Here is a 24486-nt window from a genome sequence, read left to right as displayed (position 1 = left end):
GTAGATTAAAAAAATTATTTGACTTACACTAGCTAAAATAAGAACGGGTTTAAATAATTTGGTCCTGTAAGAGGTCAGGCCTAGCAATAAACAGTATCCTACAGCAATAAGAATGACATAGCTTTTAAAAATTAAAAAACTAAAGGTGCCCATAGGTTCTCCTCCTCAAAGTTTCAGACTGTTAGTTTGCGCAAAATACATCTAACTGACAATAAAGACGATCGAATTAAAGAGTTACTATTTCTGGTTATTTGTTTTTTTGAGAATAAAATGCTGAAATAAGTGGTTATTTTTTTACTTTAATCAACAATGCTTATTAAACACCAAAAGGCTTTCAACGAATAAAAAACTGAAAGATTAGTTAAATATTTGCATGAATAAAAGTAGTCCCATAAACATTTTGATTCCGGCATCTATGGCAACCGTAGAATATATTGAGATTTCTTTTTTTTTTAAATGAGATAAAACAATTTATTAATAACGCTGCTGACAAAATATAAGCGTAGATGGAAAAAAACGGAATAAAGTGGATGGCTACGGCAGTCAAGATTCCTATGATTAATTTTTTATCTCCTTTGTTTGATAAAATTTGAAAATAGAAATAAGCAGCGGCAATACCAACCACTAAAATAATTATTGACCAGATGCTAAAAAAGCTTTTTCCAGTATCAACATTTAATGCTTGTTTTAGCGCATCGTTATTCAATACCCCTAAGATACCTATCGTATACAAAATACCAAAACTGATCCAAGAGCCATTTAGGTTTTTTGTTTTGTAGTAAGTAAAATCAAAAGCAATCATCCCTAGACCGATCACAATTAAAAATAAACCAACAACTTGCATAGCACAGCTCCTTTATACAGTAACTTTACTTCATTATATCATATCCTAAAATGCAAATTTTCAGCTGCTATTGGTACAGTTAGTGCAATTGAGGGGGCCAGTTTATCTATAGACTCAATCTACTGTGGAAAAAAATAACAAAAAAACCAGCCATAAAAAAGTGACTAGTTGATCAATCTGAAAAATGATTGGACGTATTGTACGCTAAAACAATTTCAAAAAAGCTAGTATACCATTTTTATACATTTTGATATTCTAGGAACATGATTTCTCTTCCTTGAATTGAAATTTGTAAATCACCAAAAAAATTATAGCTAACTTGTGAATTGAGTTTGAATTGCTCAAAATTTGAATTAGAAACTTCTTTTGCATCATTTTCCGAATGGATTACGACCTTTTCAAAATTTTTTAGCTCGATATAAGTACCTACTTTTAAGTTGATTGTTAACATATGTATCCCCCTTATTATTTTGCCTGTTATTTTCTGTATTGTTATTATATGATATATTTTGTTAAATATGAATAGTTATTAAAAAACATTTTAACGCTTGTTAGGTAGATTTTTTGATTATTTGATAAATTCTTTGTTTTTTAGTGTTTATTATAAGGAGGAGTTGATTAATTATTAATAATATTTATGATTTTTCTAAAAAAACATCAATTTGTTTGTTATATCAATAAGAGATTTAAGTTTAACGAATTTAAGTTAAACAATTTTACAGTTTTCTATCGCAAGATTTTTTAGATAGGATCTAGGATAGCAAAACCCTACCATGGTGACGGATGAAGTTGAATAGCAGTTTTTTTGAGGTCATAGAATAAATGAGGTTTACTTATGCTTCATTAAAAACGTAAGATAAAAAGATTTTCGGTAGGCTATTTTTAGCCGAATGCTGCATAAAAAAGTTGCTATGCTATTTTCCTTACCCTATAGTATAGATAATATTAAGTGTCATCAGGAGGGCTATATTTGACGATTCAAAGAAGGTTATTTATTTCGAATATTTTGATGATTGTCATGCCAATTGTGGTGACATTAGCGGTTTTGGGAGCATTGATTTTAGCGTTTAATGAAAGCTTTGGCTCTGACTTTTTCCGCCAGTATCGTTCCAACGAAAAATTTGCCTATTTTCATGAGGGTATTGAACAGCTGCAAAAGAAACCTTCGCCTGATGTGGCGGCAGAAGTGAAAGAATTACGAGAGGAATATGATAGTGAGCACCTGACGACTTTTCTTTATAATCGGCAAGGGGAATTGATTCAGAAAATTGGTAGCTTTTCCAATCAGGAGATGCCACAAGCCATGATTGCAAGTGATGCGCCTAATTCTCAATCACAGGATAATTTATTGTTAGTGAAATTTCAACTAGGGGATGAAACCCTCATTGCCGTTAATGATAATTATCATATTATGATTGAAGAGACGTTGGTGGACAACAAAAGTTTGATTATTTTTGTGGCGGTAGTTTGCGGAATTTTTGCGGTGAGCGCAATTATTTTTACGAATATTATGATGATTCGTTTTATTTACAAGCCCATCAATGAGGCCTTGGATCGATTAACTTCGGGAGTAAAACAGTTACGAGATGGAAATTTGGATTGGCGCGTGGATTATCAAAATCAAGACGAATTTTATCCAGTGGTGGAAAGTTTTAACCAGATGGCTGGTCAGATTGAACGCATGGTGGCGGAGCAAGAAAAAAATAGTGAAAATCGGAAAGAGCTGATTGCTGGTATTTCCCATGATTTGCGGACGCCATTGACAGCGATAAAAGCTTATGTAGAGGGATTACAGGCGGGTGTTGCTCAGACGCCAGTTAAAAAAAGTCGGTATTTAGCGACTATTTCTCAAAAGACTGATGAACTGAATCATCTAGTGGAACAGCTTTTTCTATTTTCAAAAATTGATATCGGAGAAATTCCGTTACATTTAAAAACTGTTAATTTAGGTGCATTTATCAGTCAATTTGTTACAAGTGCGCAAGATGAATATCGCGAGCGCCATTTAACGATGACCTTAGAAGTTAGCACTGCGAATGCTTATGTGGAAATTGATCAAGAACAGACCCGAAATGTCTTTATCAATATTTTGGAAAATACAATAAAATATGGTAATCAAACAGATAATCAAATGGTTATTAATCAATATATCGTCGGAAATCAGGCGGTGATTACTTTTAGCGACAATGGTCCCGGCGTGCCTCAAGCCCAGCTAGAAAATTTATTTGAAGTTTTTTATCGTGGAGATAAGGCGCGAACTGAACCAGAAAAGGGCAGTGGGCTTGGTTTAGCGATCGCCAAAAGAATGATTGAAGCCCAAGCTGGAAAGATTATTGCCAAAAATCGACAGAGTGGTGGATTGACGATTGAACTGACATTCCCGCTAGTATCGGAGGAGATTTATGACGAAAATATTAATTATTGAAGATGACGAAGCTATCGCTACAATTGAACAGGATTTTCTAGAAATTAACGGCTTTGAAACCGAGATTGTGACAGATGGGCATCAAGGTTTAAAAAAAGCTTTATCCAATGAATATGATTTATTGTTACTAGATGTTATGTTGCCGGGAATGGATGGCATCAAAATTATGAAGCGGATTCGTGATAAGGTCATGGTGCCGATTCTTTTAGTAACAGCTAAAGGCGATGAGCTAGATAAATTGCGGGGCTTAGGTTTGGGTGCTGACGATTATATCAGTAAACCTTTTTCGCCATCGGAATTGGTTGCCCGTGTCAAATCAAATTTGGCTCAGGCCGAGCGTTTGAAAGCCAAAGGAGAAAAAAGTACTAATAAAATTCTTCAATTTGGTGAAATCGAGATCAGCCCTGATACCATGAAGGTTACGGTCGCTGGAGAAGTGGCCCAATTAAAGCATAAAGAATTTGAATTATTGTTGTTTCTGATGGAAAATCCCGAACATGTTTTTAGTAAAGAAGCGATTTATGAGCGGATTTGGGGAATGGATGCTTTTGGCGATATTCGTACAGTGGCAGTTCATATTAACCGGCTGCGAGAAAAAATTGAAAAAAATCCATCTGAGCCACAACATATTCAAACCGTTTGGGGTGCAGGCTATCGATTTATGCCTTAGTTTAAAAGAGTTTATCTTTTGTTTAACAAATCGTGTCATCGAATTTACTTTTCTTTCTTATCTTATGTAAGACAATAAAAGAAAGAAGTGAGCCGATGAATCAACTCAATAACAACCTATTTTATGCAATCAATCATTTTGCCGGACAAGTGCAGGTGATTGATTGGTTTTTTATTATTGCCGCCAATTTTTCTCCGATTTTGTTAATTCTTTTCATTTTGTATCGCTGGTTTTTCTCGAAGCAACTGATAAATAGTCGTCAGCGAATTTTTTTAGCGGGACTTTCCTTTGTTTTTGCAGAATTATTAGGAAAGATTGCTGGACTTTTATATAATCATCCGCAACCTTTCGTTCATTTGACAGGTGTTCATCAATTGGTTAATCATGCGGTGGATAATGCTTTTCCTAGTGATCATAGTCTACTATTTTTTTCTATTATGAGTCTTTTATTTCTCACTAGCCAAAGTAAGTATCGCAGTTTATATTTGGTTTCGGCGATCCTTGTAGGGCTTGCGCGCATCTGGGTGGGGGTTCATTATCCAATCGATGTAGTTGCTAGTGGGTTGATTGGTTTTTTCAGCAGCAGTTGTATCTTGTGGCTGAATCACAAACTAGCTTGGCTAAATTTAATCAATCAAAAAATCAGTCATTTTCTGTTGCCAAAATTTTCTCAAAGGAGACATTAAAATGAAACTATCACAAAAACTAGCTCAAAAAATTGCCCATAAAAATTATTATGTCTTTGTATTTTCAGATAAAATAGCCGCTACTGAAAATTTAAAACCCGTCCTTAATCGTGAAGAAGCTTTCTTAAAGGGAGAAGTGCAACAATCGATTGTGATTATTGTGAAGAAAGAGGGCATTGTTTTTGGGGATTTTTAAGTAATGAGCCTTTCCAAAATAAGTGAAAAAAAATTGACCCACTCATTTTGACTGAAAGGGATTGGATATACTTTTTCAGATTACTTTTTAAACAAAAAGATAGCTGCCAGTTGGAATTATTTTCAACTGACAGCTTTTTATTTTGTGGAAATAAAAAATAGCAACATTTTACTCATCTAGACCTCTAAGAATATCTTAGCAATGAAAAAATTTTGTAGGATAGACACTTCAAAATCCAAATTGCTATAGTCTGCCAGGATATTGTTTAAAGAATAAAGCCCGCGACCACTGTGATTTGGTTTAGTAGTGAAGTTCTTTTTGAAGATTTTTTCCAATGAGATTTGATGTTCAAGTGTATTACGAACTTCGAAAATAATTGTATTTTCTTTACGAAAAATATGAAGGACAATTTTGCCTTCCGTTTGAGATGCTACCGCTTCGAAAGCATTATCCAGTAAAATCGATAGACTACGAACTAGATCGATTTGTTCGACTGTGATTTGATAGTTGATTTTTTCAATATCCAGCTGTAAATGAATCTTTTTTTCAGAGGTTTCCACTCTTTTAATAAATGAAATAATCAAGCCTTGTAGCGGGAAATTATTTAGGTTGGCTAGAGTAGAGTAATAATCTGGTTCAATGATATTTTTTGAGTAATCGATAATTTGATATAGGTAGTTTTTCGCTTGACTATAATCATCTTGTTCGAAATATTGAGACAAGCTAATTAAGATATTTTTGTAATCGTGACGAAAATTTTGCATTTCGTTATAGCTTTGATTAAGGGATACGATCGATTGGTTAAGATACTGCGTCTGTTGTTTATTGGAATAGTAAGTAGCGACGATTAAGATAAAAAATACAAAGAAAACAGTCACCACCAGCATGAGAATCAAGCTTAGTAAAATGGCACTGTAAACTAGTCTGCGGACAAAATATTCGTACATTAAAAAAAGGAAGATTGATAAGACTAAACTGACGATTGAAAAACGGGTATATTTCTTTTTTATTTCATTAAATAGCTGGTTTAATTGTAATTTTTCGAAAATGAAGTTAGAAAGTAACGCAAATAATAAAATCAATACAACCTGGGGGATAAACCACAGCAACCGGCTTTGCTTCACATGAAGTACGCCCAGCAATAATAATAAACGTGGTAAATCATAAGTAAATATCCAGATTGAAAAGAAGGCAACCAGATTTCTAAGAAATGAAAAGGTTGAGACCAGCCAAGTATTATAGGCCGTTCGAATCAGATAGAACTTTAGACAGAGATAAAAGAGCATTAAAATCAAACTGGCTTTTATAGATATAAAAGAGACTAAAAGAATAGTGCTTAAAAATAGTACTAAAAAAATAGATTTTCGACTGTCTAATATTTTTTTATAGTCACATAAAACCAGCAGGATGGCTTCATTACTAATGATAAATTCAAATAAAATACGATAGTTCATGATTATATAAAACCTTTCATTGAAAAGTTCACTGGCTTTTTTCTAAAGCTTTTCTTATTTTACTCAATTGTTTTGAGCCAACATATAATTCTTGTGCCTCTGGAAAATAGAGAACCCCTTCGTTTTGATTGATGGAGACAATAGCGGCTAAATTGATGATATAAGATTTCATTTTAAAGTAAAATACTGGGGCAGTCAGCCTTTTCTTTAAATCAATCAAGCGCTCATTTGCAATAAATTCATCATTTTTTGTTTTGACGACGGTCTTTTTTTGCACGCCTGCTAAAGTAGCCACATAAAATATGTCTAATGGATTCATTAATATTAATTGCTGCTGGGTTTTTATCTCAATCACATCATTATTACTGACTCTTTTAAGAATCGTACTTTGAATTTCTGTTAAAAAAGGAAATAATTCTTCATTAGAGATAACCTGTGAGTGAACATTTTTATTCAAATACGCTAACGGGTAAGTTTGTTGATTAATCGAGTAAGGTCCCAGCGTTTGATCACTCGTTAGAAACAAAATAAATAATTGGGCATTTTTTGCACGAATTTTTTGCGCCAGTTCTACACCAGTGAAGCTAGTATTTAAATGAATATCAATCATGACAATATCATTATCGCTAAAATTGATTTTTTCAATATCATTGTAAAGAGTCAGATAATTAAAAGTATCTTGAAAGTGAAAATCTAGATACGGACTTTTTTCAGCAAAATCTCGTAAGCTGTTCGTGACGGCTTTTTTGTGAGAAAGCTCATCTTCAATAACAAAAACATTAATAGTGTATGACATGTAATTCACCACTTCCAATCTAATTGAAAAGTATAATAATTCAACCAATATTTCAAGAAAAAAGCTTATTAATGCCTATTTCTTAATCGACATTAAGCGTTGGTTTAAGAAACTTGCTATATAAATAAAGTCTTAAATAGGAAAAAAGCTGAAGTCATAATCGACTTCAGCTTTTTTGAACGGTTATTAAATGCTAAAAAATAACTGGAATACGCAACTAGCCGTTTTTTATACGCCAACGGACAAAAAGCGTAGGGTCAGCTTGCTAAAATAAAAAAAGCTAAGGGAGACAAATACAGATCACCCAAAGCTTGAAAAAATTCATATTATTTTTTCTCAATTCTCTTAAAATTGAGAAGCCTTTAAGAAGGATAAAGAACAGTTGTTGTCAATTATTTTAGCACAACAATTTAAAATTGCAAAGATTATTTGTATAAAATGATTGAAAAGTATAATGAAAATAGTTTTTTTTGAATTTTCAAACGTTGTTTCTTTTTATCAGCCGTCAAAATTATCGTCAATAGAAAGAGTGGTTTTTATGCCAAGAAAAGGTGAAAACATCTATAAACGTAAAGATGGCCGTTGGGAAGGTCGTTACAATTTTGTCCGTACAAGTTCTGGCAAAGTGAAATATTCCTCCGTTTACGGGAAAAAATATGAAGAGGTGAAGAAAAAATTACAGCAAAAAAAAGTCCAAAATCCTCCAGCAGAGACTACTGCGAAAACGATGCATTCAAAAAAAATTTATACCGAATGGCTGGATTACTGGATAAATAAAATTGAAAGGACTCGGGTAAAAAAGACCACTTTGTCGGCTTATATCCGCACGATACAGGTACATATTCATCCTTCGATAGGGTCGTTATTACTGACGGAAATATCTAGCGGTCATTTGGTTGCTTTTTTAACTGAGCTGCAAAGGAAAAATTTGGCAGCTGGAACGATTAGAAACATTTTTAATATTGTAAAAAAATCATTGACCGATGCCTATTTACAAGGCTATCTACAGCAGAATCCTTGTAGCAATATTAAACTCCCTAAAATCAGCCAGCAACAAAATCGTGCCTTGACCTTTAAGCAGCAAAAAAAATTGGAACAAGTCGCTTTAAAAGAAGCTAGTTGTTCGCCAATAATTATTGCCTTGTACTCTGGCATGCGGATTGGAGAAATCAGCGGCTTAAAATGGGAAGATGTTGATTTTGTCGATGACACAATTTTTATTAGACGGACTGTTTCGAGAATATTTAGTCTCGATGCCGAAGAAAAAAAGACCCAATTAATCATTGGCTCCCCTAAGTCAGCTAGCTCTGCCCGTAAAATTCCAATCGCAAAGAATCTGAAAAAGTATTTGTTGGCAAAACGAGCTGCTGGCACTAGCGAGTATGTGATTGCTACTCAAAATGGTCTAACTGAACCGAGATCCATCACCAATCGATTTAAACGAAATTTGGCTGAAACGGATTTGCCGGATATTAATTTTCATGCTTTACGTCATACTTTTGCCACGAGGTGTTTAGAGCAGGGAGTAGACGTAGCCAGTCTGAGTAAAATATTAGGACATCAATCAACCAAAATGACTTTAGATACTTATGCAGGTTCTTTAATGGAAACGCGGCGACAAGGTATTTCGAAAATTGATCAATTATTTCAGTCAGTTTAATTTATAAACCGTCAAAAAAAGCGTCAATTGTTCCTTGATTAGTTGAAACAATCACTCATTTGATCTCATTTTCTCGATTTTAAGAGAATCGAGAAAATAACCAGTTGTTGGAAGTTTGCTCTTTAGATAGACCGTCAATTTAATAGAATATAACAGAAATATCGAAAAGTAAACTTTTTATAAGTGGCTTCTCTTAGAAACAATTAGTCGGACAAGCGGATGCCCAATATAACAAAGAGACAAATCATCTGAAAGGAGTTAAATACTTGGATTCAATTATTTTACTAACTAAAAATGTTCAATCAGAAGCAAGTCTGGTTGAGAAATTACAAGTACTCGGCTATGAAGTCTTCTGTACTTCTTATTTACTTGAAGAAATTTTACAAGAGTACAAGGCAAACTATTTACCGCTTTTTGAAATGATTGTCGTTAGTTCAAGTGTTAGTGATGATGAAGTTAAACAGATTCTAAAGAACAATCACTTCGGCATATCTGTTTATCGAATAGATGCGCTTCAAGATGATCAAGAAATAGCAGAATGGAAAAAAAGTGGATTAACCGATTTCTTCAGCCAGGAATGCACCGTAAAAGATTTGCGAGAGCTTTTAGCAAAAAGGAAGAAAGCAGAGAATCTTTCGGACCAGCGCAATTATGTTCAAAGTCTCAAAAGGGATAAACCGCTTAGTTTTGAATTATTTCTCAATTCATTATCGGCTAAGGAACAGCAAATTTTCGAAATCTTGGTTGATTTGAAAGGGCGTTTTATTCAAAGAAAAGATCTGTCAGAAAGAGTTTTTGGCTCAAGTAATTCATCTTGCTTAGCGCAATTGTCTCAAATTGTTAATCGAATTCGTCAAAAGATTAACAGCAAAAATCCTGAAAGCTCCTATCTGATTACCAATTGGGGAAAAGGTTATGCCTTATCAGAAAGTTTTTTCTTGAATTTTCGCTTGTAGGAAAAGAGGTGATTCAACAGCTGTATGAGTGATTATAATTCTTGAAAAATCATAGGAAAAAAGGAGTGATGTTTGCGATTGAATTTTTATCCGAGAGACTCTGGCGTTACTTGTTCTTATGAGAAACATGAATTGAAAATCTTCAATTATTCATTTGTTCGGTCATTGGAGATTTCTGAGCTTGATTAAAGACTAACGTAATCGATCAAGAGAGAAGTGACCGTTCAAATTTGGCAAAATGTTAGGGTTATCTAGCAAAAAGCCTTCAATAATTGAATGCTAGCAACAAGTAATTAAAGAGAAAAGTGGGGGAAATTAGTTCATGAAAAAAAGAAGCATTTTACCATTGTTAAGTTGTGGCATGTTAATATTTTCGCCATTAACTTTAGCAGAAGGAGTTAAAGCTGAAACACAAGAAACACAAGAAACAACTAGCTCAAGTGAGAATGAAAGTGAATCAACCTCACAAACAGAGCAAGAAGAATCAACTGCTTCATCCACCACTGATACCGAGGAGCCAGCCGTTGTGGATGACCGACAGGACAGTATTGAAGTAAGAGCTAGCGATATATCTGGTGCAGGATTGAAAAAAATTCCTTATGGCGCAAAAAAACTAGACGGCGTTTTTGATAAATTGAATTCAGCTGGTTCTGGTTCTTGGAAAAATGCTCTTGTGCCCCAGAATCCAACCGATGGGACCAATGACAATCGTCCGTACGATGAGATTCAGTTAAGTGGCTCTCAAAACTGGCTATCAGTTTTTTCAAATGATTATCAAAAACTGGATTTTTCCAAAGATTTTAACGGTCATGTCTATATTAATTTCAATACGGGATTTACTGATGGACTAGCATTTGTTATGCATAATGATACTCGCAAATCAAAAGCAATGACTTCGGCAACGTCTGATTTAGATGGACAAAATTTAGGGGTTTACGGCGCTTATGCAGGTATTGGAAGTAGCCCTTACCGGAATCCTGCTGAAAAAGGAATTCAAAATTCTGTCGCCGTTGAGTTTGATATGCATGGAAATTGGAATGAGGAGAGCGATAATTTTGATAGAAAGGTAGGGCTTAGTGTTCTAAACGGTCCAACTCATATGGCCTATTCATTTCCTGGAAATCCAACTACTTACGAGCCTTATAACTCTTATTCTTCTTGGACGAATAGTAATGGGACTCCGTCAACTGCTTTACAGAAACATTATGTTGGAGCAGAAAAACAAGGTTATCAATCACTAAAAAATATTGTTAGTAATAGTTGGTATGAATTTCGGTTTAATTATGTATCAGGAGTTGGTTTAGTTTATTACTTATTTAATCCAACCAATAATACGCTAACAGAACCAGTGGTGATTTCTAATGCCGAATTGGAAGCAAACCTTAAGCTATCAGAAAATAATAATACCGCTTATTGGGGCTTTAGTTCAGCTAATGGGAATTTAGCGGGTACTACTAAATTTGCTTTTACAGAGACACCGGTAGAAAGTGTCGCCACTTTGAGTAATCAAGTGTATGACAAAAATAATACAGAAGTTACTGTCCCAAGAGATGAAGCAATCACGGATAAATTTATTAATAGTGGGGATACCGTGACGTTGCAATCAACTTACAAATTGGAAAGCTCACAGCGTAATTACACGATAAATAATTGGAAAGGTAAAATTGATCCTGCCGCAATTGCAATTCCTGCCAATAAGCAAATCAATGTTACTTATTCAGTAAATGATGGAGAAGCTAAAACGCAAAATGTAGCGGTGGATGCAAAAGGGAATTTTAGCCTAGATGGACTTAATTTAGCTATCCCAAGAGAAGGAGGTACCGTCACTTTTAAATTTAGTCTTCCAACGGTTAATAATTTATCGGCCCAAAAAACAGTATTTTATAGTAGTGTCAATGGTCGTTACGGCACAGATAGTTTTGACACAATTATTGAGAGTGATTCGAATTACTTTTGGATTAATAAACGTAATAATGATCCAGTGATTGATGGTGTAACTTTTGATCAAACGAATTTTCAGGACTTTGTTCACCCGTTTGGATTCAAGCTGAGTTATCACGATGACGATGCGGCTGCCAATGAATTGAAGATGAAAATTGAAGTCAATGGTCAACTAGTGAGCGAAAGTAATCTAGCAGCAAATGCGAGTCAAAATCTCCCTTGGGCAGAAACGACTAAAATTGATTTACTGAATGAAAATAACATTTTTACTCGTGGCAACAATACTTTAAAAGTAACTTTAACTGATGCCAATGGGGCTGTTGCAACAAAGGAAAGTACCTTCAACGTTGAAGGCTATCAAGGATTTGAAAAGGTTACTAAGGAATATCAATGGAATTACAGTCGGACTCAATTGCCAACTGATCGAAAAGCGCAAGCTCGAGAAAACCAGATGACTATCAAAGCTCGTGATACAACCAAAGATAAGCCGACAAGTGAAGTAACCTTATCTGCGACACAGTTATCATCAAATAAAAATAACTTGTCAGCATCAGAGTTTGTTTTTAAAGAAAATGGTCAGACTTTTGCTTTGCCAGAAGTTTCATTTAAGCCAAATCAAGCATACGACTTTTCTAAATCTGATGGCTTGTTACTAAAACTTAGCGATCAAGATAATCCAGGAGAGTATAAGGGGGTCATCAATTGGACAATCAAAGATGCTCCGTAAAGTTGAAGAGAGAGGGAAAGCTAAAATTTATCCAACGGTTTATTTTATTGCTGCTGGTCACGGTGACGACAAACATTTTGTTAACAAGTCCAGTCCATGCTGAAAAGGCAACTGATCAAATGGAAAGCAAAACTACGATCGAGTTGGTTAATGGCAAACCAACAGATAATAATGGCTCCAAACCTGGAGGTAATTTATCAGGGGGCGGTTCAACAGGAAGTCCGTCAGTTGGTGGGTCAGGCTTATCTGGAAAGCTACCACAAACCAATGAAATTCAAAGCTTTATTTGGTCCTTTTGTGGAACTATCTTGCTGCTCTTTGTCATTTATGAACATCATCAATTAAGAAAGCGAGGTGGTGTGGAGTGAAAAAGATACTCTTTTGTGGGCTGCTAACAGTTGTGGGTGTGGTGACTACCGTGATCCAACCAACTTTCGCTCAAACAACGCAAGGAAGCAGCTCACTGACAATTACCGCTTTAGACGAAAAGAATCCTCGAATTTATGAAGCAAATAATTTAAATTTCGGGATTCAAAATAAAGGAGAATCCAATACCAAATTTCAAGCAACTGAGGATTTAGTGATTAAGATTTTTGATCAACGTTTGGTTCCCGGTGATTGGCAATTACAAGTCAAAATCGGCAAGCTAGAAACATTAGACGGCCAGCAATTGGCTAATCCTAAATTGAGTATCGGCGAAGGCACCTTTGTATCTGATGATGGTGCCGGTATGCAAACTTACAATTTTTCATCTGAAAGTATGCAAGTTTATCAAAGCATTTTAAGCTCTGAAGCAGGACACAGCCGCGGTTGGGCTGAATACCAAGTACCTAAGGAAAAAATATCATTATCCTTTGGGGAACAAGCTGCTTCAGGAAAATATACAGCAACAAACTATTGGCGGGTAATCAACGCCGAACCTTAATTAGTTATCAATTATTTTGATAAAATATTTTATATAAAACGGAGGAACAGAAATATGAAAAAGGCATTTGGAGTAACATTATTAGCAGCGGTTGCATTATTAGCAGCAGCACCAGTAGCAACACAAGCAGCAACAACATTGGATACAGACGGCAGTGGAACAACACAATTGGTCATCACTGATTATACAATTGATCCTGGAACAGGTTTACCAAGCGATCCTGGTGCATTTAACTTAGTAGATGTATCAAGTATTGATTTTGGCGCTCACTCATTAGATAGTATCGCTGAAAAAGACCAAACGTTAACTGGAACATATGATAAAGATGTAAAAATCAAAGACACTCGTCCATCACAATCTAGTAAAGACGCAGCAGTTTTACAAATTGGTAGTTCAACAGCAACCCAATCTGAAAAAGACGATTCTTTAGCAAAATGGACAGCGGCTATTCCTGCTTCTGCCTTTACAGTAAGTGCTTCAGCAACTAACTTAAGTGGCGTGGGTTCTTCATTAACAATCGGCGGAACAGAAGTATTAACAGCTGCTGGAACGGTGATTAATGAAACTGCTACTGCTCCAGTTGGTACGAAAACTTACACATTAGGCTCTCCTGAATTAACACTAGCAAACAATCAATTAGCTGCAAAAACTTACAATGGTACTGTGACATACACTGCAGTATCAGCTGACTAATAAACGAGCTGATTTTAGGCTGTGACTTTAGTAGAAATAAGCTGAGGTCACAGCTTTTAATTTCTTGATTTAAAAGCTTTACATAATAGAAAAAAATATTACATAAAATATTGGAGGATTTAGATTGAAGAAAAAAATTTTTATAGCTTTATTAGGAATGTTAATGGTTATATGTTTTCCATTTGTAAAAACCGATGCCGCTGAGGAGGACTCAGTGGATTATAGTATTCAAGCAATTATTCCAGAAAACCAGGTCAATCAAGAGTTGTCTTATTTTGATTTACGAGTGACGTCAGGTGAACACCAAACAATTCAAGTCCAAGTCAATAATTTTTCTGATCAAGCCCAAAAATATTCCGTTGAAGTGAATACCGCCCAAACTAACGGAAACATGTTGATTGATTACAGTAATAATCAGCTACCAAAGGACTCGATGAATCAGTTGCCAATCTCGGAATTTGTTGACTATCCAAAAGAAATTGAAATTCCAGCACAAAAAGCAGGAATTATTTCCTTTGATATCAATGTTCCTGAAGAAGCATTTGATGGAATTTTATTAGGCGGTATTCATGTTAAAAAACACTTTGCAGAAAACGAGAAACCTGCTGACGGGAAAATCAAAAGTGAATATGATTATATTTTAGGATTGCGTTTATCTGAAAATGATGAGGCGGTTACACCAAATATTGAGTTCTCAAAAATTTCTCCAGCAAACATTTCCAACAATGCAGGTATCAAAGTTCAACTGAAAAATCCAACTGCCACAACCATCAAAAATGTCACGATGACAGGAAATATCTATTCAGCTGACTCTGACAAATCAATCATCAGTCGGACGATTGAAAATGGTAGTATTGCACCTGATTCAGTCTTTGATTTGTTTTTCTTTAATGGAAAAACCGGTAAGACCAAGCCCTTAGAAGCCGGAAATTATCGGATGGAGATGCAGGTCAAAGATGAGAACGATCATCAATGGAACTTCAGTCAAAAATTCAAAATTAGCCAACAAGCAGCAAAAAAAGTGAATAACCAAATCTTCACAACTACAAGTGACAATACGCTGCTTTATATCGTTATTGGTATTTTGAGTGCCTTAGTGTTAGGTATGCTGATTTTCTGGTTCCTTAAAAAAAGACAGACGAATAAAGATATCGAAAGTAAGAAATAAAAAATGCACAAATCGTAAAATTGAAAAAATATACGCGTAGATAAAAATGTAAACAAAAAAATTCCGAACTCAAATTTGAGTTTGGAATTTTTTAATGATTTCATTTTGGCGGTTAATCTGACTTTACCATACTCTTATCGACCACAATCAACGCCAACGAATGAGAACCTTCGAACTTTTTAGATTTCCATAATCGGTAACCATCATAGACCACAACGGAGAAATGATTCTTGGTTTTCAAAGCAAGATTCATTAATTGATTGATGATAGGTTGAGGCAAATTCCCGTTAATAATCAAGCTACCTTTGACTTTTCCAAGTTTTTCTTTTACATGCGACAAGGTATGATCCAAATTTTTGTGTAAATCTTTTGAAGTGAAAAAGTTGATAATCTTATTTTTTTTAGTACCTAACAACAATTCCTCTTCAGTTAAAGGATTTTTAGCTTTACCTTGCATCAGAGCAATATATTTTGTGATTTTCTTCAACATCATCATCCACTCCTTTTACTAGTGTAATAGGATTCTAAAGGCTCCCTTAGAGGGAAGGTCAAGGGGGATGAATGAAAAAGATGATTACTTATGGATAATAATTAAAATGCCGAGTTGTCTTTAAGAACCCCAGGTCTAATATCAATTGTTTCTTCTTTTTTTAATGAAAGTAATCGCATTATCAGGTCCTTTAATAGCGATATATGACGCATCTTCAGGAATACCAATTTTAGTGGAAATTGGCACAACCATATCATTTCCATAGAAGTAACTTCTCATCTGTTGAAGCATAATTTTATCTGTTTAAACACATCAATAAAGCTAGAAACCTTATTAAATAAAGGTTTCTAGCTTTTTTATTTTTGGCACGGCTCTTGCTTTATATAAAGTGAGGTGATGAAAGTGGAGAGAAAGATATTAATCGCGACACATGGCGAGATGGCCAAGGGTTTGCAGAGTTCTTTAAACGTCTTAGCGGGTAAAGGGGAATCGATTGAAGTCATTAATGCTTATATGACAGACACCGATTACACGCCGGAAATTATTCAATTTATTGAAACAATTAATGAGGAAGACCAAGCAATTATTTTTACAGATTTATATGGCGGTAGCGTCAATCAAAAAGTCGTGACTGAAGTTTTACAGGCTAAACGAAACAATATATTTATTGTTTCTAATGCAAACTTAGCGATTATTCTTAGTTTGATGTTCTTAGCAGAAGATCAAGTAATTACTGATGAAATTATTGAAGATGCGATTAAAGAAAGCCAAGTACAATTAGTCAAAATCAATCAAACACAAGAAGAAGATTCAATCTTTTAGGAGGAAGAAAAAATGATTACACAAATTAGAGTAGATGATCGCTTAATTCACGGACAAGTCGCCGTAGTATGGACCAAAGAATTAAATGCCCCATTATTAGTAGTCGCAAATGACGAAGCTGCAAAAAATGAAGTGATGCAGATGACTTTGAAAATGGCAGTACCTAACGGAATGAAATTATTGATTCGTTCAGTTGATGAAGCCATTGAGATTTTCAATGATCCTCGAGGTAAAGACAAACGAATTTTTGTGATTGTGAATAGTTTAGTTGATGCCAATAAAATCGCGCAGAATGTGCAAGATATTGAAGCAGTCAATGTGGCGAATGCCGGACGTTTTGATAAATCAGATCCAAAATCGAAAAAAATGATTTTTCCAAGTGTGCAATTAAACCCATTGGAATTAGAAGCGGCTAGAGAATTAGCTGATTTAGAACACGTCGCTAGTTATAATCAAGTCTTGCCATCTAATCCCAAATTAAATTTAAAAGACGCGGTGAACTAAAGGAGGAAATGACATGTTATTTCATGCAACAATGGCGGCACTGGCCGTATTTATCTGTTTCGCGGGAAATTATTTAACTGGACAAAGTATGATGGAGCGTCCTTTAGTCGTAGGTTTAGTCACCGGTATTTTAATGGGTGACATGCGTATGGGTATTTTGATGGGAGCTTCACTGGAAGCAGTTTTCTTAGGGAATGTGAATATCGGTGGGGTAATCGCTGCAGAACCTGTAACAGCGACAGCGATGGCAACAACTTTTGCAATTATTTCAAATGTCGAACAACAAGCAGCTATGACTTTAGCAGTACCAATTGGTATGTTGGCGGCTTTCGTCGTGATGTTTCTGAAAAATGTCTTCTTTAACTTATTTGCACCACCATTAGATAAAGCAGCGCGAGAAAACAATCAAAAAATGATTGTCACTTTGCATTATGGTACTTGGGTTTTATATTTCTTGATTATCGCATCGATTTCATTTATCGGTATCTTAGCCGGAAGTGGACCAGTCAATGCTTTTGTTGAAGCGATTCCACAAAACTTGATGAATGGGTTGAATGCCGCTGGGGGCTTATTGCCAGCAGTCGGGTTTGCCATGTTAATGAAATTACTTTGGGACAATAAACTGGCGGTCTTTTATATTTTAGGATTTGTTTTGACTGCTTATTTATCACTACCAGCTGTAGCCGTAGCTGTAATTGGGGTAGTCATTTGTGTGATCAGTGCGATGCGTGATTTTGAATTAGATAAAATTGCCCAAGGAACTGGTCGACCAGCTGCCGGTGCTGCAGTTACGAAAGAAGATGAAGAGGAGGACTTTTTCGCATGAAATTCCAAGAAAATTTAAGTAAAGAAGATAAAAAAATGATGCGTTCAGTATTCTGGCGCTCTTGGACCATGAACGCTTCAAGAACAGGTGCGACACAATATCACGCAGTTGGTGTAATTTATACTTTGTTACCAGTGATTAATCGTTTCTATAAAACCAAAGAAGAACAAACCGAGGCAATCGTCCGTCACACCACTTGGTTTAATGCCACGATGCATATTAATAACTTTATTATGGGTTTGGTTTCTTCAATGGAACGACAAAATAGTGAAGACAAAGATTTTGATGCCAGCTCGATCACAGCGGTAAAAGCTTCCTTGATGGGTCCGATTTCAGGGATTGGTGATTCATTCTTTTGGGGAATTTTGCGGGTAATTGCGGCAGGAATTGGGATTTCTTTAGCCAGTACAGGTTCACCGCTAGGCGCGATTGTTTTCCTTGCCTTGTATAATATTCCAGCCTTTTTAATTCATTATTATGCTCTTTATAGTGGTTATTCTGTTGGTGCGAATTTTATTAAAAAAATGTATGAATCTGGTGGAATGCGAATCCTGACTAAATCTTCTAGTATGTTAGGACTAATGATGATGGGGACTATGACTGCTTCCAATGTTAAATTTAATACGATTTTAGAAGTAGCAGTCAAAGGTAGCGACGAAGCATTAAAGATCCAAGATTATTTAGATCAATTATTCATTGGTATCGTGCCTTTATCAATTACGCTAATCGCATTTTGGCTATTACGTAAAAAAGTCAATATCAACGTAGTCATGTTTGGCATCATGTTCTTAGGTATTCTGCTTGGTTTATTGGGCGTCTGCTAATGGTTAAAAAAGTTTTCTTCTTTGATTTAGACGATACTTTGTTGGATAATTTTGCGGCTTTTTGTCAGACTTTAAAGCAGTATTTTCCAGAAAGAGAACAAAATCCTGATGAAATTAAAAGATTATATGTTACTTTTCGGCTAAAAAGTGAAACGATTTATGAAGAATCATTGTCTAATGAGCCAAAAAAGGTGACCTCAGAATTTGATCGTTGGAAATTGGTTTTTAATTATTTTCAGCAGCATTTCACGCAAGCAGATTTAGCAGTCTGTGATCAGCAGTATCATATTTTCCAAAAAGAGCAAAGCTTACTACCGGAATATCAGCGTTTATTTGAAAAGTTGCAAACCAATGGAGTGATGGTAGGTGTTTTTACTAACGGTTTTGCGACCGCTCAAACAAATAAGATCAAGCAACTAAATTTAACGCAACATATTCCCGCAGATCAACTTTTTGTCTCAGATTTATTTGGTGATGCCAAACCAAATGTCTCTTGTTTTGAAAAATTAAAAGAAGTCTTGCCCACTGAGGTGGAAGAATTCTTTTATGTCGGGGATAGTTATAAAAATGATGTTGTGCCAGCTTATCATGCAGGTTGGCAGCCGGTTTGGTTGAATCGTTTTAATGAGCGAAAAGTCGATTATCATACTTATCAAGCCAATGATTTTGATCAGTTAAAGCATTTGATTGAGGAATTAATTTAATTGAAGTCAGGAATGATCACGCAGGTGTTTTTGCTAGTGTTATTGTTCCTGATTTTTATTTTCTACATAGGAAAAATAGTGTATCTTTAAATTGAAGAGGTGTAATTATGCGTTCAGAAACCAAAGAACAACTGTTAGATGTTTTAAAACAACAAGAAAAATTAACCACCACAGAAATTGCTGAAAAAATCCAATTAAGTCGTTCAGCTACCAGTTTGTATTTAAACGAATTATTACAAACAAACGAAGTCACTAAGCTGGGTTCAAAACCAGTCTATTGGCAACTTTTAGGGGATGATCTTTCAGGCGAAGATGTTTTTTCAAAATATATCGGTAGTCATGGCAGTGCTAAAAAAGAAATCGAAAAGTGTAAATCAGCGGTGCTATATCCGCCATTAGGGTTACCAGTGTTGCTCCATGGAGCTAGTGGTGTCGGGAAAAGCTTTCTGGCGGAATTGATTTTTGATTACCTTCATCAGCAAAACTTAGCTGGTGCCGAAAAATTCTTAGTCTTTAACTGTGCTGACTATGCTAATAATCCTGAGTTAGTGGCATCATTACTTTTTGGACATACTAAAGGCGCCTTTACTGGTGCGGAGGCAGACAAAAAAGGTTTACTGGCTCAAGCTGATAATGGTGTTCTCTTTCTAGACGAAGTTCATCGTTTATCTGATGAAAATCAAGAAAAACTATTTTTGTTTATGGACAGTCATAAATTTCGACCAATTGGAGAAGAAGAAAAGACAGAGACATCCAATGTCCGTTTACTATTTGCTACTACCGAAGATCCGGAAAAAGTCTTGCTACCGACATTTTATCGTCGAATTTCAGTTTTGATTGATTTACCATCTTTTCATGAGCGTCCTTTATTTGAACGAAATCAGTTGGTTTATGCATTATTTTTGCGGGAAGCTAAACGAATCAAAAAAAATATTCGCATCAACCACCGTATTTTTGATGAATTAATGAATGAACAGCTACCGGGAAATGTTGGTAGTCTAGCAAATCAAGTTCAAATGTATTGTGCTGAAGCCTTACGAACCAGTCAAAGCCAAGAAACCATTTTGATTGGTGAAGATGATGGTCAAACGGTCTGGATTGATTATCAAGTCACAGAGGAAAAAGTTGATGATTTAGCCCAACAAGATCTAATCAATCACTTTCAAGAGATTCTTTCGGAAGCAGTCTCCTTAAGCGAGAAAAAACAGCGACTCTTTCAATTTGACCATGATTATTTAGCGGACAATTTTGTTTCAGATAGTTTGGCGATTGGTTTGATTCAAGAAGTTCAAACTCAAAATCGTTTGATTATCGACGATGAGGAACTGACTTTTGCAGCCATAAATACGATAGCCAGGATTTTACAATTATATCAACAAACTATTTCTGCTGAAATACTGCAGAATTTATCCTATCAGCTATCAAAAGAATATCCTCGTACCTTATTATTAGCCAATTATTTAACCAAATCAGTGACACAAGAATTACAAAGCTTCGTAAAAGTTATTTTAGCTGTTCTTTTAACAGAGGATGTCTCAGAAGAAATTCGCTATCAGGGTTTACTAGTTGCTCATGGCAACACGACGGCTTCCAGTATTCAAGCAGTGGTCAATAGAATGTGTGGCGAATATATTTTCGATGCCATCAATATGCCTCTGACAGCTTCATTGCGGGATGTGGTAGCGCAAGTGAAACTCTGGTTGGGAGAACGAAATACCTCTGAAGGTGTGATTATGTTAGTGGATATGGGTTCTTTGACCCAACTGTATAAAAGTTTGAAGCCTCAGATTTTAGGGGAGTTGTTAGTGATTAATAATTTGACAACTTCTTATGCGCTAGAAATCGGTCAAAAATTATTACATGGTGAGTTATTTTATGAAATTGCCAAAACAGCCGAAGAAAACTTTGTTACTGAAGTCCAGTATTTTGAAGGATTTTCAGTGGAGAAAAATATCATTATTGCTAGTATTTCAGGGCGAGATGTTTCGAAAAAAATTATGGAGATCTGTCAAAAATACGTTAATCAAGACATTAAGTTGATTGTTCTCGGCTATAATGAATTGGCGAAAATCTTGGATCGCGCTTATTTAGAGAAAGATTATTTGAAGGAAACCTCACTGATTTTGACGACTTCTTATTTAGATAACAAAACTGATGTAGCAAGCTTTAATATTTTAGACGTATTAGACGAAAACGCTGAAGAACAATTAAATCAGAACTTTAAAGACTTGATTCATCCTAGCAATATTCCAATGGTGATCAATGAATTCATTTATTTCTTCTCAAAGGAAGGCTTGTCAGAGAAATTAGTCTTTTTAAATCCTGACGTGATTATCAAACAAGTCGAAGACATCATCGACAAGTTTGAAAAACGCTTCAAGCTACAGGTCCGCGCCAAAATGAAATTTAATTTGATGATGCATATTGCTTTAATGACAGAACGCATCATTTTAGGGACAGAGGATTACGCCGTTCCACAAGAACTTGCACCATTGAAAATTAACGACAAATCATTCTATCAAAATGCTAAAGATATCTTCTCAACCATCGAACAATTCTACAAAATCAAAGTATCCGATTGGGAATTGTATGTGTTATATGAGATTTTGACAGCGTAATAACCTACAAAAAACTGCTAGGCAATCAACCATGATCGCCTAGCAGTTTTATAATTAATAATCATCTTCCGAAAACTTCGTCTCTTGATATTCGCCCTCATCGCCAAAGTAACGATTGTAGCGTTGTTTAAACTTGCGGAATACAAAGACGACGACTAATTTGACCATTGAATAAATCGGAATCCCGAAGATTACTCCGACCACACCTAATAGGTCGCCCATCACTAGTAACACCACAAGAATAGTGACTGGATGGATCTTCAAACGATCGCCCATCACTCGTGGCACCACTAAGTCGCCGTGTAATAATTGAACAGCAAACCAGGCAATCACGAATTTTACCACCATAAAAGTTGAGATTTGGAAGGCGATAAATAATCCTGGAATGAAAGCTAAAAAGGCGCCAACATATGGAATGATACTTAAAATACCGGCTGCTAAAGCTAGGACGGTAGAATATTCCATGCCGATTAATAAGAAAACGCCCCAATAAATTAAGCCTAATAATAACGAGGCAATCACTTGTCCTTTCAAAAAAGCACCTAATTGTTGGTTGGCGATTTTGATTAAGGATTTGGTATCTTCACGGAATTTTGGTGGGGTAATTTGGATCACCGCTTGATATAGTTTTCTTGGGTCCTTGATTAAAAAGAAAGCAATAATCGGTCCAGTGAAAAGGGTAATTGCCACACTTGAAACGGCTGAGAAAATATTGCCGAGGCTTTGGGCGCCTTGTTGCCAGTTGTCACCGACAATCCCAGCGATATCTTTCCACCATTCATCGACAGACTCAAAGGCTTGTTCCGCCCAGTTTTTCAACGGTGTATTAGCCAAGATGTTTTCGATGGCTTTTTGGAAGTCGTTGATTAAGTTTGGGAAATTATTTGCCAAGTCACGACTTTGGTCTTCGATTACTGGGACCAATTGAAAGCCTCCGAATATTAATAACCCAAAAATAACTAGATAGGTTAAAGTAATACTCAAAGTTCGGGGAACACCATGCTTATTTAAAAAGTCCACTAAAGGATTTAGTAAATAATACAGCAGCAAGGCAAAGACCACCGGTGGTAAAATAGTTTGTAAAATAACTACAATTGGATGGAAAATAAAAGATACTTTTTGTAGTAATAAAATAGCTAATGCTAATAAAACGACTAGGCCTACAATATAATAAGAGGTTTTACCTCCTAAAAAAGCAATTAAAGGCTGGCGTTTTTTCTTCTCCATGTCATCACTCCTCAAATAGATTATAAATTTTTATAGAAGCTAAAGAAAGTAAAAGGATTGCATTAGTTAAATAAATTTGAAAAATAACTGGATTTAATTTTGATTTTTCATTTTGGATTCGTTAAAATGTGGTTAGGAGCTGAATCAATTAAAGCATAATCCTAAATTTTAGTGGTTATTTTTAATAAAATATTTCCAACTTCCATTGGTTATGGTATAAAAAGGAGGAGCTATATGAAGAAGAACAAATGGTTATGGTTATCATTGTCGGCGTTTGGGTTATTGGCTATTGGTGCACAGGCGGCTGATGCAGAAGAAGTAACACTTGCCAATACTTTGGTACCAATTTATCGGGTTTATAATCCGAATTCGGGAGAACATTTACACACGCTAGATTCAGGTGAACGAGATAACCTGATGGGTATCGGCTGGGTGTACGAAGGGATTAGTATGCAGATTGACGGTAGCGGGAATGATTTGTACCGCGTTTACAACCCTAATTCAGGGGAACATTTTTATACAAAAGATAGCGGCGAGCAACAAAATTTAGTCGCAAATGGTTGGCACGCTGAAGGTGTTGCTTGGAAAACACCAGAATCAGGTGAAGTAGTTTATCGGGTCTATAATCCTAATGCACGAGATGCAGGTAGCCACCATTATACTTTAGAAGCAAGTGAACGGGATGGTTTAGTTAGTCAAGGCTGGAAAAATGAAGGGACTTCTTGGTTTGTTTCCGGCGGCGCTTCAACAGTTACGACTAAAAGTTTTATCGCAGAAGTACCTTATGTGAGCCAATACGTCCCAGTAAAAGCACCATGGGGCTGTGCTTCAGCGGCTTTATCGATGATACTTGGATCAAAAGGGATCAATGCTGATCCGAAAGCAATGCAAGATAACTTACCGATGTATCCGGCTAATCCTGATGGACAAAAGGGCGACGTATACACCGGTCAAGGCTTCGGCTGGGTTATCAAACCTAATGCACTAGCCACATATGGTCAAACGTTTGGCGGCAATACAGTCGATATTTCTGGGGAAAGTACGACCCAAATTATCAATCGCGTGTTAAGCGGACAACCAGTTTTATATTATGGTTTTTCATCTTACCAAGTCGATAGCGATACCAATCGCAATCATTGTAAAGTCATTGCTGGTTATCAAGATGGCAAATTTTTAGTCTATGATCCGTTGTACTATTCAGCAGATGATGGTGCAGGCAGCGGTGGTAAAAATATGAAGTACGATAATGGTGCTAGAGCATGGATCACGGTCGGTCAATACAACGCTGAAAAAGATGGTCGCGCAATTACAATTAATTAAGCAAAGAAAG

24 protein-coding genes are annotated in these 24486 nt (G+C 35.7%); 18 read left to right on the top strand and 6 right to left on the bottom strand.

Annotated elements, in window-relative coordinates:
* Positions 1–361 precede the first annotated feature (361 nt).
* The gene (locus KUA55_RS15470; protein ID WP_218327294.1) at positions 362–844 is read right to left on the bottom strand and encodes a hypothetical protein; all 483 of its coding nucleotides are present in this window, start codon (positions 842–844) and stop codon (positions 362–364) included.
* A gap of 238 nt (positions 845–1082) precedes the next feature.
* Positions 1083–1295, bottom strand: a complete 213-nt coding sequence (locus KUA55_RS15465) for a hypothetical protein (protein WP_218327293.1) — start codon at positions 1293–1295, stop codon at positions 1083–1085.
* 519 nt (positions 1296–1814) lie between these two features.
* Between KUA55_RS15465 and KUA55_RS15460 the strand changes: the two genes are divergently transcribed.
* The 4 genes from KUA55_RS15460 to KUA55_RS15445 all read left to right on the top strand — a co-directional run bounded on the left by KUA55_RS15460 (position 1815) and on the right by KUA55_RS15445 (position 4821).
* Positions 1815–3269 carry a sensor histidine kinase gene (locus tag KUA55_RS15460; protein WP_218327292.1) on the top strand — a complete coding sequence of 485 codons (1455 nt, stop codon included), beginning with the start codon at positions 1815–1817 and terminating at the stop codon, positions 3267–3269.
* Entirely contained in the window at positions 3247–3939 is a 693-nt protein-coding gene (locus tag KUA55_RS15455; RefSeq protein WP_218327291.1) for a response regulator transcription factor, read from the top strand. Before KUA55_RS15460 ends, KUA55_RS15455 begins: the two co-directional genes overlap by 23 nt.
* A gap of 95 nt (positions 3940–4034) precedes the next feature.
* On the top strand, positions 4035–4625 hold the full coding sequence (locus KUA55_RS15450) for an undecaprenyl-diphosphatase (protein ID WP_218327290.1): 591 nt from the start codon (positions 4035–4037) through the stop codon (positions 4623–4625).
* A 1-nt stretch (position 4626) separates the two neighbouring features.
* Complete coding sequence (locus tag KUA55_RS15445; protein WP_218327289.1) at positions 4627–4821, top strand: hypothetical protein; 195 nt, start codon at positions 4627–4629, stop codon at positions 4819–4821.
* 176 nt (positions 4822–4997) lie between these two features.
* Here the strand turns inward: KUA55_RS15445 and KUA55_RS15440 are convergent, their stop codons facing one another.
* Both KUA55_RS15440 and KUA55_RS15435 read right to left on the bottom strand, forming a co-directional pair.
* Positions 4998–6275 (bottom strand): sensor histidine kinase, encoded by a 1278-nt coding sequence (locus KUA55_RS15440; protein ID WP_218327288.1) that lies wholly within the window; start codon positions 6273–6275, stop codon positions 4998–5000.
* A 28-nt stretch (positions 6276–6303) separates the two neighbouring features.
* Positions 6304–7071 (bottom strand): LytR/AlgR family response regulator transcription factor, encoded by a 768-nt coding sequence (locus KUA55_RS15435; protein ID WP_218327287.1) that lies wholly within the window; start codon positions 7069–7071, stop codon positions 6304–6306.
* 538 nt (positions 7072–7609) lie between these two features.
* On the opposite strand from KUA55_RS15435, the gene KUA55_RS15430 reads away from it, so the two are divergent.
* From KUA55_RS15430 to KUA55_RS15400, 7 genes are all read left to right on the top strand, one after another.
* Complete coding sequence (locus KUA55_RS15430; RefSeq protein WP_218327286.1) at positions 7610–8731, top strand: tyrosine-type recombinase/integrase; 1122 nt, start codon at positions 7610–7612, stop codon at positions 8729–8731.
* 266 nt (positions 8732–8997) lie between these two features.
* Positions 8998–9687 (top strand): winged helix-turn-helix domain-containing protein, encoded by a 690-nt coding sequence (locus tag KUA55_RS15425; RefSeq protein ID WP_218327285.1) that lies wholly within the window; start codon positions 8998–9000, stop codon positions 9685–9687.
* 322 nt (positions 9688–10009) lie between these two features.
* Complete coding sequence (locus KUA55_RS15420) at positions 10010–12355, top strand: L-type lectin family protein (protein WP_218327284.1); 2346 nt, start codon at positions 10010–10012, stop codon at positions 12353–12355.
* The gene (locus KUA55_RS15415; RefSeq protein ID WP_218327283.1) at positions 12331–12723 is read left to right on the top strand and encodes a hypothetical protein; all 393 of its coding nucleotides are present in this window, start codon (positions 12331–12333) and stop codon (positions 12721–12723) included. The genes KUA55_RS15420 and KUA55_RS15415 overlap by 25 nt, the downstream gene beginning before the upstream one ends.
* Positions 12720–13280, top strand: coding sequence for a WxL domain-containing protein (locus tag KUA55_RS15410; protein WP_218327282.1), 561 nt, complete (start codon positions 12720–12722; stop codon positions 13278–13280). Before KUA55_RS15415 ends, KUA55_RS15410 begins: the two co-directional genes overlap by 4 nt.
* A 54-nt stretch (positions 13281–13334) precedes the next feature.
* Positions 13335–13973 (top strand): hypothetical protein, encoded by a 639-nt coding sequence (locus KUA55_RS15405; protein ID WP_218327281.1) that lies wholly within the window; start codon positions 13335–13337, stop codon positions 13971–13973.
* A 124-nt stretch (positions 13974–14097) separates the two neighbouring features.
* Positions 14098–15141 carry a WxLIP family cell surface protein gene (locus KUA55_RS15400; RefSeq protein WP_218327280.1) on the top strand — a complete coding sequence of 348 codons (1044 nt, stop codon included), beginning with the start codon at positions 14098–14100 and terminating at the stop codon, positions 15139–15141.
* A gap of 112 nt (positions 15142–15253) precedes the next feature.
* Here the strand turns inward: KUA55_RS15400 and KUA55_RS15395 are convergent, their stop codons facing one another.
* Positions 15254–15631 carry a DUF1694 domain-containing protein gene (locus tag KUA55_RS15395; protein WP_218327279.1) on the bottom strand — a complete coding sequence of 126 codons (378 nt, stop codon included), beginning with the start codon at positions 15629–15631 and terminating at the stop codon, positions 15254–15256.
* 402 nt (positions 15632–16033) lie between these two features.
* Between KUA55_RS15395 and KUA55_RS15390 the strand changes: the two genes are divergently transcribed.
* The 6 genes from KUA55_RS15390 (at position 16034) to KUA55_RS15365 (ending at position 21929) form a co-directional block, all read left to right on the top strand.
* Positions 16034–16453 (top strand): PTS sugar transporter subunit IIA, encoded by a 420-nt coding sequence (locus tag KUA55_RS15390; protein WP_218327278.1) that lies wholly within the window; start codon positions 16034–16036, stop codon positions 16451–16453.
* A 12-nt stretch (positions 16454–16465) separates the two neighbouring features.
* Positions 16466–16957, top strand: a complete 492-nt coding sequence (locus tag KUA55_RS15385; RefSeq protein WP_218327277.1) for a PTS sugar transporter subunit IIB — start codon at positions 16466–16468, stop codon at positions 16955–16957.
* Positions 16958–16970: 13 nt separating this feature from the next.
* On the top strand, positions 16971–17783 hold the full coding sequence (locus tag KUA55_RS15380; RefSeq protein ID WP_218327276.1) for a PTS mannose/fructose/sorbose/N-acetylgalactosamine transporter subunit IIC: 813 nt from the start codon (positions 16971–16973) through the stop codon (positions 17781–17783).
* Positions 17780–18607 carry a PTS system mannose/fructose/sorbose family transporter subunit IID gene (locus KUA55_RS15375; protein WP_218327275.1) on the top strand — a complete coding sequence of 276 codons (828 nt, stop codon included), beginning with the start codon at positions 17780–17782 and terminating at the stop codon, positions 18605–18607. The genes KUA55_RS15380 and KUA55_RS15375 overlap by 4 nt, the downstream gene beginning before the upstream one ends.
* The gene (locus KUA55_RS15370) at positions 18607–19311 is read left to right on the top strand and encodes an HAD family hydrolase (protein WP_218327274.1); all 705 of its coding nucleotides are present in this window, start codon (positions 18607–18609) and stop codon (positions 19309–19311) included. The genes KUA55_RS15375 and KUA55_RS15370 overlap by 1 nt, the downstream gene beginning before the upstream one ends.
* Positions 19312–19418: 107 nt before the next feature.
* Positions 19419–21929 carry a sigma 54-interacting transcriptional regulator gene (locus tag KUA55_RS15365; protein WP_218327273.1) on the top strand — a complete coding sequence of 837 codons (2511 nt, stop codon included), beginning with the start codon at positions 19419–19421 and terminating at the stop codon, positions 21927–21929.
* A gap of 54 nt (positions 21930–21983) precedes the next feature.
* On the opposite strand, the gene KUA55_RS15360 is transcribed toward KUA55_RS15365, so the two are convergent.
* A complete protein-coding gene (locus tag KUA55_RS15360) occupies positions 21984–23156 on the bottom strand; it encodes an AI-2E family transporter (RefSeq protein ID WP_218327272.1) in 1173 nt (390 codons plus the stop codon).
* A gap of 234 nt (positions 23157–23390) precedes the next feature.
* Between KUA55_RS15360 and KUA55_RS15355 the strand changes: the two genes are divergently transcribed.
* Positions 23391–24476, top strand: coding sequence for a C39 family peptidase (locus KUA55_RS15355; protein ID WP_218327271.1), 1086 nt, complete (start codon positions 23391–23393; stop codon positions 24474–24476).
* The last annotated feature ends 10 nt before the right edge of the window (positions 24477–24486 follow it).

The sequence above is a fragment of the Enterococcus alishanensis genome, from assembly GCF_019218635.1.
In the GTDB taxonomy this organism is placed as follows: domain Bacteria; phylum Bacillota; class Bacilli; order Lactobacillales; family Enterococcaceae; genus Enterococcus_A; species Enterococcus_A alishanensis.
This window is presented reverse-complemented; position numbering and strand designations above follow the sequence as displayed.